This is a genomic window from Mycobacterium sp. E3251, assembly GCF_001666835.1.
Classification (GTDB): Bacteria; Actinomycetota; Actinomycetes; order Mycobacteriales; family Mycobacteriaceae; genus Mycobacterium.
The window spans coordinates 85,686-97,309 of sequence record NZ_LZJF01000141.1 but is presented as its reverse complement, the minus strand read 5'-3'; the positions used below and the strand labels follow the sequence as shown (position 1 = coordinate 97,309).

Genomic DNA, 11,624 nt, shown 5'->3' with positions numbered 1-11,624 from the left:
ATATGCGCGGCCGATGCCCGCTCGGGGTATATCTAGACGATGCCGCTGTTTGCATTCGAAGGTCGGGCGCCGCGGGTGGATCCCACCGCGTTCGTGGCCCCGACCGCCACCCTGATCGGCGACGTTGTCGTCGAGGCCGGTGCTTCGGTGTGGTTCAACACCGTCCTGCGCGGCGATTACGGTCCCATCGTCGTGCGGGAGGGCGCGAACGTGCAAGACGGGTCCGTGCTGCACGCGCCGCCGGGCATCCCGGTCGACATCGGCCCCGGCGCCACGGTGGCGCACATGTGCTGCATTCACGGGGTGCACGTCGGGTCGGAGGCCTTGATCGCCAACCACGCCACCGTCCTCGACGGCGCGGTGATCGGCGCGCGGAGCCTGATCGCGGCCCACTCGCTGGTGACGGCCGGCACCCAGATCCCAGCCGGGATGCTCGCCGTCGGCGCGCCGGCGCAGATCAAGGGTCCGGTCGCCGGGACGGGCGCCGAGATGTGGGTGAAGGTGAATCCGCAGGCCTACCGCGAACTGGCTCAGCGCCACCTGACGGGGCTCGAGCCGCTTTAGACCTTCCGGGCCGAAGCGGCCGCGCGGTCCATCTCCCAGTACGCCCGAAGGGCGGTCATCTTGCCCTCGTCGTCGGCCTTGTACGTGAACACGCCTTCGGCGGTCACCTGGTAGTCACCATGGGTGATGAGGATGTGCCCGACGTTGGCTTCCTCGTTGCCGCACTGGTAGGTGTCGCGAAAGACGAACTCGATCTTGGTGGTCGGGGCGATGGCCTTGTCCCAGAAGGCCGAGATCGCGTCGCGACCGCGGTGGCCCTTGCCCTCCGGGTCGAAGGCCGAGGGCCCGATGGGGTCTTCCACGATGGCGTCGTCGGCGAACACCGCCAGCCACGCCTCTTTGTCCCTGGCTATGACCGCCTCGCGCGAGCGCCGACCGGCCTCGTGCGCCGGGTGTCCGCTCACGCGCCGACTTTCTCGGGCGTCGGCTTGTCCGCACCCACCACCCACATGGAGTAGTACTGCGAGCCGCCGCCGTAGGCGTGGCCCAGGGCCTTGCGCGCGCCCGGAACCTGGTGATCCCCACCCTTGCCCATCACCTGAATCGCCGCCTCGGCGAACCGAATCAGGCCGGAGGCGCCGATCGGGTTCGACGAGAGCACACCGCCGGACGGGTTGACCGGCAGCCGGCCGCCGATCGCCGTCTCGCCCGCTTCGGTGAGTTTCCAGCCCTCGCCCTCGGGCGCAAACCCGAGGTTTTCCAACCACATCGGCTCGAACCACGAGAACGGGACGTAGATTTCCGCGGCGTCGATCTCATCGATCGGGCTGGTGATGCCGGCCGCCTTCCACAGCGCGGCGGCCGCGTCACGCCCGGCCTGCGGGCTGACCTGGTCGCGGCCCGAGAACTGCAACGGCTCGGTGCGCAGCGCGGTGGCGTGGATCCATGCCACCGGTTGTCCTTGCGCCAGACGGGCTTCGGCGGCCTCTTCGTTGCCGATCACGACCGCGGCGGCACCATCCGACGACGGACAGGTCTCGTCGTAACGGATCGGATCCCACAGCATCGGCGACTCCATCACCTTCTCCAGGGTGATGTCGGGCTGATGCAGGTGGGCGAGCGGGTTGCGGGCCCCGTTCAGCCGGTCCTTGACCGCGACCATGGCGCCGATGTTCAACGGTGCACCCGACCGGCGGATGTAGGACCGCACGTGCGGGGCGAAGTAACCGCCCGCCCCGGCGCCGACCGGCTTGATGAAGGGAACCGGAATCGACAACGCCCACATCGCGTTTGACTCCGACTGCTTTTCCCACGCCATCGCCAGCACACGCTTGTACTTGCCCGACTGCACCAGGCTGGCGGCGACCACGCCGGTGGATCCACCGACCGAACCCGCGGTGTGCACCCGGATCAGCGGCTTGCCGGTGGCTCCCACGGCATCGGCCATGAACAGCTCGGGCATCATGACGCCCTCGAAGAAGTCCGGAGCCTTGCCGACGACGACGGCGTCGATGTCGTCGAACGTGGAGCCGGAGTCGGCCAGCGCGCGGTCGATCGCCTCGCGCACCATGCCGTTCATCGAAACGTCTTGGCGCTTGGCCACGTACTTGGTCTGCCCGGTACCGAGTACCGCGGCCAGGTATGCTCCCGCTCCGGCCATCAGTTCTTTCCTTCCATGACCGCGACCAGGTTCTGTTGCAACGCGGGCCCGCTGGTGGCATGCGCGAGCACCCGCTCGGCCGAGCCGTTCCAGATGTGTTGTGCCGCAAACCCGATGCGTTCGAGGCCGGCGACGAACATGGGGTTGGCGGCCAGCGCGCCGCCGGACGGATTGACTTTGGTCGGCCCCGGTATCCGGATGGCCTCCTCGAGGATGAGGTGCTGGTGGGTGAAGGGCGCGCAGATCTCGGCAACGTCGAGGTTGTCGGTCCTGCCCCCCGTGGCTACCTCGGCCGCGACCTTGGTCGACACGGATTCGGTGAGGTCACGCGCACCCAGCGAAGGCGTTTCGATGCGGTGCTCGATTCCCGTTATCCAGGCCGGGTTTTCGCGCAGTTCGCGGGCGCGGTCACCCGCAGCGAGCACGATGGCGGCGGCGCCGTCGGTGATCGGCGCGATGTCGTGGCGCCGCAGGGGCTCGGCGAAGAACGGCCGCTCGAGCAATTCGGCCACGCTGATCGACCCTTCCACATTGTCGACCCGGCGCGCATTGGCAAACGAGTCGAACGCGACGCGTGCCATCTGCTCCTCGCTCCACTTGCCGTTCTCGAGCCCAATGCGGGCCTGCAGCCCCGCCATCGACACGGAGTCCGGCCACAGGGGTGCGACGGTATAGGGGTCGGTCTGCCGCGACAGGATCTGCCGCAGGATCCCCGCCGAGGACTTGCCGAAGCCGTACACCAGCGCGGTGTCCACCTCGCCGGTCAGCAGCTTGATGTATGCCTCGTAGAGGGCCCAGGCCGCGTCCATCTCGACATGCGACTCGTTGATCGGCGGAACGGCGCCGATCGAGTCAATCGCCGAAATGAACGAGAAAGCCCGTCCCGCAAGGTAATCGGACGAACCCGAGCACCAGAAACCGATGTCGGCCTTGGTAATTCCGAGGTTCTCGTAGAGCTGGGCGAAGCACGGCATCAACATCTCGACGCCGTTGGTGGTGCCGTCGGTGCGGCGTACGTGTGGGGCGTGGGCGAAGCCGACGACCGCGACGTTGCGAACGCTCATTTACAGGTGGGCCCTTTACAGGTGGTGCTTGTAGGTGTCGTACTCGGCGTCGGGTTCCCCTGTCGGCCGGAAGTACTCGATGTTGTCGATGCCAAAGCCCCACTCCTCCCGGGGTTTCCACACCGCTTCCACGCGCATGCCCATCCGCACCTCGTGGGCGTCGACGTCGGCGACCAGGTGCAGGAAGGGGATGTCGGCCCCGTCGAGCAGCACATAGGCCGCCACGTAGGGCGGTTTGATGCGCTGTCCCTGGAACGGGATGTTGATGATGGCGAACGTCGTGACGGTGCCCTTGTCCGGCAGTTCGACGAACTCGGTGGTGGGCTGGCCGGTGGCCGGGTCCGCGCCGTGCGGCGGGAAGTAGACCTTGCCGTCCTTGCCGGTACGCGCGCCCAGCAACTTGCCCTGGGCGATGGCGCGCAAGTAGGCGCTCTCCTCGTGGGAGGCGGTGTGCTGAATCGTCAGCGAGATCGGCGTGACGATCATGGTCACCGGATCCTGTTCGCCCGACGCGGGTTCGGAGACGGGTTCGGCTTCCTCGCCGAGTTCGAAGTAGGCGATGTCGGTGATCGCGCCCACCGGCTCGTCGGCCCAGTGCACATGCACCCGGGCACCGCTCTTGATGGCGGAAGGACTGCCGGCGTCTACGGCATGCATCAGCGGGGTGTCCGCGCCGTCGAGCTTGATCAGCGCCCAGGCGAACGGGCGGTCCAGCGGCTGACCCTCCAACGGTTCGGGTTGCCATGTCCAGGACACGACGGTGCCGACGCTGGAGACCGGTACCATCTCGCCCAGCGGCTCGTAGGTAACCGGGTCATATTCCGCCGGTGGAACGTGCACCCGGCCATCGGATCCGCGCACCCCCAAGATATGGCGCTCACGCAGTGCGGTGAAGAACTTGCTCAGCGTGGGGCCAACTGAACGGGTGTAGTCGAAAGACAACGTTAGTGGCGCGGAGAGCGGTGGCTCAGGGTGATCCGTCAAGGTCGGGCTGCTCGAGCTGGCTGTCACGCCATCGAGTAGAACAGGTTCTAAGAACGGTTTCAACATCGGGTCGCCGGAAGGGTCAATGACGATGAAGCTGGGGTTGCAGCTCGGGTATTGGGGCGCTCAGCCGCCGGAGAATCACGCGGAGCTCGTAGCCGCGGCGGAGGAAGCGGGTTTCGACGCCGTCTTCACCGCCGAGGCGTGGGGGTCCGACGCCTACACGCCGCTGGCCTGGTTGGGATCGTCAACCCACCGGCTCCGGCTGGGCACCTCGGTGATCCAGCTGTCCGCGCGCACCCCGACGGCAACCGCGATGGCGGCGCTGACGCTCGACCACCTGTCCGGAGGCCGGCACATCCTGGGGCTCGGCGTCTCCGGCCCGCAGGTGGTCGAGGGCTGGTACGGCCGGCCGTTCCCCAAGCCGCTGGCCCGCACCCGCGAGTACGTCGACATCATGCGGCAGGTGTGGGCGCGAGAGAAGGCCGTGACCAGCGACGGGCCGCACTATCCGTTGCCGTTGACCGGGGAGGGGACGACCGGCCTGGGCAAGGCACTCAAGCCCATCACCCACCCGTTGCGTCCCGACATCCCGATCCTGCTCGGGGCCGAGGGGCCGAAGAACGTCGCGCTGGCCGCCGAGATCTGCGACGGCTGGCTGCCCATCTTCTACACGCCGCGGATGGCGGATACCTACAACGAATGGCTCGACGAGGGCTTCGCGCGCCCCGGGGCGCGGCGCAGCCGCGAGGACTTCGAGATCTGCGCGACCGCGAACATCGTCATCACCGACGACCGTGCTGCCGCCTTCGCGGCCATGAAGCCCTATCTGGCCCTCTACATGGGCGGCATGGGCGCCGAGGACACCAACTTCCACGCTGACGTATACCGCCGGATGGGCTACGCCGAGGTGGTCGACGAGGTGACCAAGCTGTTCCGCAGCAACCAGAAGGACAAGGCCGCCGAGATCATCCCGGACGAGGTCGTCGACGAGGCCGCGATCGTCGGCGATATCAACTACGTCCGTGAGCAGGTCAAGGTCTGGGAAGCCGCCGGCGTCACCATGATGGTGGTCAACGGGCGCAACGAGGCGCAGATCAGGGAGCTCGCCACGCTGATCTGACCCGCTATTGCCGAACGAATAGAACACGTTCTAGATTGGCCCGATGACAGCCTCGCAGCACACCATCGCGGGCACGGTACTCACGATGCCGGTGCGAATCCGCCGGGCAAACCAACACATGGCGATGTTCTCCGTGAACGCCGACGCCGCGCAGCAGATGATCGACTACAGCGGCCTGCAGGTCTGCCGCTACCTTCCCGGCCGCGCGATCGTGGTGCTGATGTTGATGCACTACATCGACGGCGACCTGGGCCAGTACCACGAGTTCGGCACCAGCGTGATGGTCAACCCACCCGGCTCGAACGCAAGCGGGCCGCGTGCCCTGCAGTCGGCCGGCGCCTTCATCCATCACCTTCCCGTCGACCAGCCGTTCACCCTGGAAGCGGGAACCAAGATCTGGGGTTACCCGAAGGTGACGGGCGACTTCACCCTTCGGGAGGGCCGTCGGTTCGGTTTCGACCTCAGCATCGACGGTCAACCGGTGATCGGCATGGAATTTCGCCGCGGCCTGCCGTTCCGGCTCACCCCGCGCCAGCAAGCGCAACGCACGTACTCGCACCGCGACGGCATCACCCGCGAAACCGCCTTCGAACACACCCTGGACGGCGTACGCACCCGATTCGGCGGGGTGAGCATCCGGCTGGGCGACCATCCGTACTCGAAAGAACTTGCGTCGCTTGGTCTTCCAAAGCGTGCCATGGTGTCCAGCTCTGTCGACCACGTACAAATGTCCTTCGGTGATGCCCAGGAGATCTCATGACCATGACGAAACCCGACGTCGACCTCACCGACGGGACTTTCTACGCCGGTGACTCTCGACCCATCTACAAGTGGATGCGCGAGAACGAGCCTGTCTTTCGCGACCGCAACGGATTAGCCGCCGCCTCGACCTACCAGGCAGTGATCGAGGCCGAGCGCAACCCGGAGCTGTTCTCGAATGCCGGCGGCATCCGACCCGACCAACCGGGGGTCGAGATGATGATCGAGATGGACGATCCGCAACATCTGTTGCGCCGCAAGCTCGTCAACTCCGGCTTCACCCGCAAACGCGTGAAAGACCTTGAATCCAAGATCGTTTCGCTGTGTGACACGCTGATCGACGCGGTGTGTGAACGCGGCGAGTGCGACTTCGTCTGGGACCTGGCCGCGCCCCTGCCGATGGCGGTCATCGGCGACATGCTCGGCGTGCGCCCCGAGGAACGCAAGATGTTCCTCAAGTGGTCCGACGACTTGGTCGGCGCGTTGAGCAGCACCGCGGCCGAAGCGGACGTCCAGGTCACCATGGACGCTTTCGCGGCCTACAGCCAGTACATGATGGGCATGATCGAGGCCCGCAAGTCCGAGCCGACCGACGACCTGGTCAGCGTCCTCGTGCACGCGGAGGTCGAGGGCTCACGGCTCGAGGACCACCAGATCGTCACCGAGGTCCTCCTGCTGTTGATCGGCGGCGACGAGACGACGCGCCACACGCTGTCCGGCGGGACGCGCCAGCTGCTGCTGCATCCCGAGCAGCACCGGCGCCTGGCGGCCGACCTGAGCCTGCTGCCCAACGCGATCGAAGAGATGCTGCGCTGGACCGCACCGGTGAAGAACATGGCGCGCACGATCACCGCCGACACCGAATTCCACGGCACCCAGCTGCGCCAGGGCGAGAAGATGATCCTGCTGTTCGAGTCGGCGAACTTCGACGAGAAGGTGTTCGACGACCCGGAGACGTTCAACATCGAGCGCTACCCGAACAACCACCTCGCCTTCGGCTTCGGGACGCACTTCTGTCTTGGCAACCAGCTCGCCCGGCTGGAGCTGTCGATCATGCAGACCCGGCTGCTGCAGCGGCTGCCGGACATGCGACTGGCTTCGGACGCCGACCTGCCCCTGCGGCCGGCCAACTTCGTCTCCGGTCTGGAGAAAATGCCGGTGGCGTTCACGCCGAGCGCACCGTTGAACTAGGCGCCGTCTTCGCCGAACGTGCTCTGGTGGCGGGATTTAGGCGATTTTCCCGCCCTGAGAGCACGTTCGGCGGGCCCAGGCCGCGGCCACTCGTGCGAGGATGCCGCCCCGCGTGTCGTCGGCGGTAACCCGGATGACGATCCAGTCGAGATCGGACAGTGCCTCGTAACGCGCGATGTCCCGATTGAATTGTCTGCGATCGGTGCGATGGTGATCGCCCTCGTACTCGACGGCCAGTTTGATGTCCTCCCAACCCATGTCAAGCACCGCGACGAGCTCGCCGTATTCGCCGTAGACAGGAATTTGAGTCCGCGGCCGCGGGTAACCGGCGTTGATGAGCAGCAGCCGCAACCAGGTCTCGCGGGGTGATTCGGCTCCGGCGTCCACCAGCTCGAGTGCTTGCCTGGCGCGCCTGACATTGCGGTGCCCTTTGTAGCGTTCGGCGAGTAGTTCGACCTCGGCGGTGTCGAGCCTCGTGGCTCTTGCCAGCGCATCGATAGCGGCGACGGCTCTGCCGATGGGATTGCGACAAGCCAGGTCGAAGGCAGTTCGCGACGGCGTCGTTGCCGACATCCCTTCGATCAGCTGTATCTCGTCGGGGGCGACTCGATCCAGCCAGGTGTGAATTCCCGGCGGCGGCCGCCGGTGTTGATGCAGCAACTCCGCCGGCGCCCTGTCGTCGACCCACCTGGCGCCGTGCAGTGCCGAAGCAGAGTGGCCGGCGACGAGTGCGCGGCGACGTGACCACAGCCAGGCGGCTCGAGCACGCATCGTGGCGGTGACGTCAGATCCGGATCGAACGTAGACGTCGGGATAGATCGCGACGAACCGGGTGCGTAGCTCGTGGCGCGTTACTTCGCCGGATGCCCGTGCTTCGCTGCCGAGGAATGGTGCAGTCACGCGGGAAGTGTGCCGTCGGACACCGACAGTTTCGCCGAACGTGCTCTGGTGGCGGGATTTAGCCGATTTTCCCGCCCTGAGAGCACGTTCGGCGGGAAAAGGGTGCCCGAGGGGTCTGCGCCAGAGGGGTCTACTTGTTCTGGAAGTTGGGCTTGCGCTTCTCGGCGAACGCCCGGGGGCCTTCCTTGGCGTCGTCGGACAGGAACACCTTGATGCCGATCTGGGTGTCGATCTTGAAGGCCTCGTTCTCGTGCATTCCCTCGGTCTCGCGGATCGCCCGCAGGATCGCCTGCACGGCCAGCGGGCCGTTGTTCTCGATGATCTCGGCGATCTCGAGCGCCTTGGTCAACGCCTGGCCGTCCGGCACCACATGCCCGATCAGGCCCATCTCCTTGGCCTCGGTGGCGGTGATGTGCCGGCCGGTCAGCAGCAGATCGCACGCGACCGTATAGGGGATTTGCCGCACCAGCCGCACGGCCGACCCGCCCATCGGGTAGAGGCTCCACTTGGCCTCCGAGATGCCGAACTTGGCGCTCTCGCCCGCGATGCGGATGTCGGTGCCCTGCAGGATCTCGGTGCCCCCGGCGATCGCGGGCCCTTCGACGGCCGCGATCAGCGGTTTGGTCAGCCGGCGCCCCTTCAGCAGAGCGTCGATTCGCGACGGGTCGTAGCTGCCGTCCTTGAACGACTCACCCGGCGGCTTCTTGGTTGCCGCCTTGAGGTCCATGCCGGCGCAAAAGTAGCCACCGGCCCCGGTCAGGATGCAGCAGCGGATGTCCGGATCGTTGTCGACGCGGTCCCAGGCCTGCACCATGATTTCCATCATTTCGGTGCTCAGGGCGTTGCGAGCGTGCGGCCGGTTCAACGTGACGATCAGGGTGTGACCGCGCTGCTCGACGAGGGCGTCGGGTCCCGGTTGTTCGTTTGCTGGAGCCTCGCCATTCTGCACAGCCACGGCTACCGCCTTTCCGTCCACGTAGGGGGTGAGCTTGTCAAGAAATGTAACACGTTCTAATTTGGTGGCCGTGGCCCTGAATATTGCCGATCTCGCAGAGCACGCCATCGACGCTGTGCCGGATCGTGTCGCCCTGATCTGCGGCGACGAGAAGCTGACCTACGCCCAGTTGGAGGAGAAGGCCAACCGCCTCGCCCATTACCTGATCGACCAGGGGGTGAAAAAGGACGACAAGGTCGGGCTGTACTGCCGCAACCGCATCGAGATCGTCATCGCGATGCTCGGCATCGTCAAGGCCGGCGCCATCATCGTCAATGTCAACTACCGCTACGTCGAGGGCGAGCTGCGCTATCTGTTCGACAACTCCGACATGGTCGCCCTGGTCCACGAGCGGCAGTACTCCGACCGGGTGGCCAACGTGCTGCCGGACACCCCGAACGTCAAGACGATCCTTGTCGTCGAGGACGGCAGCGACAACGACTACCAGCGCTACGGCGGCGTCGAGTTCTACACGGCGATCGCGCAGGGCTCGCCGGAGCGCGACTTCGGTGAGCGCAGCGCCGACGACATCTACCTGCTGTATACGGGTGGCACGACGGGCTTTCCCAAAGGCGTGATGTGGCGCCACGAGGACGTCTACCGGGTGCTGCTCGGTGGAACAGACTTCGCCACCGGCGAATTCGTCGAGGGCGAATACGACCTGGCCAAGGGCGCGGCCGCGAACCCGCCGATGATCAACTACCCGGTTCCGCCGATGATCCACGGCGCGACCCAGTCGGCCACCTGGCGGTCGATCTTCTCGGGCCAAACCACCGTGCTGGCACCGGAATTCAACGCCGAAGAGGTCTGGCGCACGATTCACGAGCATAAGGTGAACATGCTGTTCTTCACCGGCGACGCGATGGCCCGGCCGTTGCTCGATGCGCTCGACAAGAAGAACGACTACGACCTGTCGTCGCTGTTCATGTTGGGCAGCACCGCGGCGTTGTTCTCGCCGAGCATCAAGGAGCGCCTGCTCGAGCTGTTGCCCAACCGGATCATCACCGACTCCATCGGCTCCTCGGAGACCGGATTCGGCGGCACCAGCATTGTCGCCAAGGGTGCGCCGCACAGCAGCGGCCCGCGCGTGACCATCGACCATCGCACCGTGGTGCTCGACGAGGACGGCAACGAGGTGAAGCCGGGCTCGGGCGTGCGCGGCTTCATCGCCAAGAAGGGCAACATCCCCGTCGGCTACTACAAGGACGAGAAGAAGACGGCCGAGACGTTCAAAACCATCAACGGGGTCCGCTACGCGATCCCTGGGGACTGGGCCCTGGTCGAGGAGGACGGCACCGTCACGATGCTGGGCCGCGGCTCGGTGTCGATCAACAGCGGCGGCGAGAAGATCTACCCCGAGGAGGTCGAGGCGGCGCTCAAGGGCCACCCCGACGTGTTCGACGCGCTGGTGGTCGGAGTTCCCGATCCCCGCTACGGCCAGCACGTGGCCGCGGTCGTGCAGCCCCGCACGGGTGCCCGGCCGTCGCTGGCGGAGCTGGACCGCTTTGTGCGCTCCGATATCGCCGGATACAAAGTGCCCCGCAGCCTTTGGCTGGTCGACGAGGTGAAGCGGTCACCGGCCGGTAAGCCCGACTACCGCTGGGCCAAGGAGCAGACGGAGGCGCGTCCCGCCGACGACGTGCACGCCGCCCACGCGACCGCTTGAGCGACTTCGTCAAGCAACACCCGGCCGCGCCGAGCGGCTACTTCGCGTGGGAGGCCGCCGGATTGCGGTGGCTGGCCGGAGTCGACGGGGGCGTGCCGTGCGCGCACGTCGTCTCCGTCGACGCGACGAGCCTGACCCTGCGGCGGCTTGACTCGGTGCCACCGAGCCCCGAGGCGGCGCTCGCGTTCGGCGGCCGGCTCGCCGTCACGCACGACGCGGGTGCCCCCGCGTTCGGCGCCGGGCCCGACGGATGGGACGGACCCGGGTTCTTCGGGCCGCTGTCTCAGCCGCTGCCGATGTCGCTGCGGCGGCACCGCCGCTGGGGTGACTTCTACGCCGAGGAGCGGCTGATCCCGATGGCGGAACTGGCCGCACCGCGGCTCGATGCTTCCACCCGCGGCGCCGTCGATTCCGTCGTAGCGCGTTGCCGCTCCGGCGATTTCGACGACGACGACCGGCCCGCGCGGCTGCACGGCGATCTGTGGAGCGGCAACGTGATGTGGACGCCCGAAGGGGTGGTGCTGATCGACCCGGCCGCGCACGCCGGTCACCGCGAAACCGACCTGGCGATGCTCGAGCTGTTCGGCTGTCCGCACTACGACGACATCATCGCGGGCTACGAGCGGGTCCGGCCGCTGCGCGCCGGCTGGCACAACCGCATCGGGTTGCACCAGCTCTTCCCCTTGCTGGCGCACGTCGTGCTCTTCGGCGGCGGGTACGCCCAGCGGACGCACACGGCCGCCCGCGGGGCGATGGCCGCCTAACCTCCGTCTACTGTT

The 11,624-nt window shown here is 66.7% G+C and carries 12 protein-coding genes; 6 read left to right on the top strand and 6 right to left on the bottom strand.

The window, feature by feature from the left end; all coding sequences use genetic code 11:
• Nucleotides 1-39 precede the first annotated feature (39 nt).
• Nucleotides 40-564, top strand: coding sequence for a gamma carbonic anhydrase family protein (locus A5697_RS17240; RefSeq protein ID WP_068011474.1), 525 nt, complete (start codon nt 40-42; stop codon nt 562-564).
• On the opposite strand, the gene A5697_RS17235 is transcribed toward A5697_RS17240, so the two are convergent.
• From A5697_RS17235 to A5697_RS17220, 4 genes are read right to left on the bottom strand one after another with little or no spacing between them, the layout of a single operon-like run.
• Complete coding sequence (locus A5697_RS17235; RefSeq protein WP_068011473.1) at nt 561-968, bottom strand: nuclear transport factor 2 family protein; 408 nt, start codon at nt 966-968, stop codon at nt 561-563. The genes A5697_RS17240 and A5697_RS17235 overlap by 4 nt on opposite strands.
• Nucleotides 965-2,164, bottom strand: a complete 1,200-nt coding sequence (locus A5697_RS17230) for a thiolase domain-containing protein (RefSeq protein ID WP_068011472.1) — start codon at nt 2,162-2,164, stop codon at nt 965-967. The genes A5697_RS17235 and A5697_RS17230 overlap by 4 nt, the downstream gene beginning before the upstream one ends.
• Nucleotides 2,164-3,228, bottom strand: a complete 1,065-nt coding sequence (locus A5697_RS17225; protein ID WP_068011471.1) for a thiolase domain-containing protein — start codon at nt 3,226-3,228, stop codon at nt 2,164-2,166. Before A5697_RS17225 ends, A5697_RS17230 begins: the two co-directional genes overlap by 1 nt.
• Before the next feature lie 15 nt (nt 3,229-3,243).
• Nucleotides 3,244-4,239, bottom strand: coding sequence for a Zn-ribbon domain-containing OB-fold protein (locus A5697_RS17220; RefSeq protein ID WP_067943196.1), 996 nt, complete (start codon nt 4,237-4,239; stop codon nt 3,244-3,246).
• Between the two features lie 64 nt (nt 4,240-4,303).
• Here A5697_RS17220 and A5697_RS17215 point away from each other — a divergent pair, with 64 nt between their 5' ends.
• The 3 genes from A5697_RS17215 to A5697_RS17205 are packed head-to-tail and all read left to right on the top strand — an operon-like array spanning nt 4,304 to nt 7,285.
• A complete protein-coding gene (locus tag A5697_RS17215) occupies nt 4,304-5,335 on the top strand; it encodes an LLM class F420-dependent oxidoreductase (protein WP_068011527.1) in 1,032 nt (343 codons plus the stop codon).
• A 43-nt stretch (nt 5,336-5,378) separates the two neighbouring features.
• On the top strand, nt 5,379-6,095 hold the full coding sequence (locus tag A5697_RS17210; RefSeq protein WP_068011470.1) for an acetoacetate decarboxylase family protein: 717 nt from the start codon (nt 5,379-5,381) through the stop codon (nt 6,093-6,095).
• Entirely contained in the window at nt 6,092-7,285 is a 1,194-nt protein-coding gene (locus A5697_RS17205; RefSeq protein ID WP_067946148.1) for a cytochrome P450, read from the top strand. The genes A5697_RS17210 and A5697_RS17205 overlap by 4 nt, the downstream gene beginning before the upstream one ends.
• 36 nt (nt 7,286-7,321) lie before the next feature.
• Here the strand turns inward: A5697_RS17205 and A5697_RS17200 are convergent, their stop codons facing one another.
• Nucleotides 7,322-8,185, bottom strand: coding sequence for a hypothetical protein (locus tag A5697_RS17200; RefSeq protein ID WP_068011469.1), 864 nt, complete (start codon nt 8,183-8,185; stop codon nt 7,322-7,324).
• Between the two features lie 130 nt (nt 8,186-8,315).
• Nucleotides 8,316-9,134, bottom strand: coding sequence for a crotonase/enoyl-CoA hydratase family protein (locus tag A5697_RS17195; protein WP_067946160.1), 819 nt, complete (start codon nt 9,132-9,134; stop codon nt 8,316-8,318).
• Nucleotides 9,135-9,204: 70 nt separating this feature from the next.
• Between A5697_RS17195 and A5697_RS17190 the strand changes: the two genes are divergently transcribed.
• Together A5697_RS17190 and A5697_RS17185 are read left to right on the top strand one after the other, a co-directional pair.
• Nucleotides 9,205-10,845, top strand: a complete 1,641-nt coding sequence (locus A5697_RS17190) for an acyl-CoA synthetase (protein ID WP_068011468.1) — start codon at nt 9,205-9,207, stop codon at nt 10,843-10,845.
• Nucleotides 10,842-11,609, top strand: a complete 768-nt coding sequence (locus A5697_RS17185) for a fructosamine kinase family protein (RefSeq protein ID WP_068011467.1) — start codon at nt 10,842-10,844, stop codon at nt 11,607-11,609. Before A5697_RS17190 ends, A5697_RS17185 begins: the two co-directional genes overlap by 4 nt.
• Nucleotides 11,610-11,624: the final 15 nt, after the last annotated feature.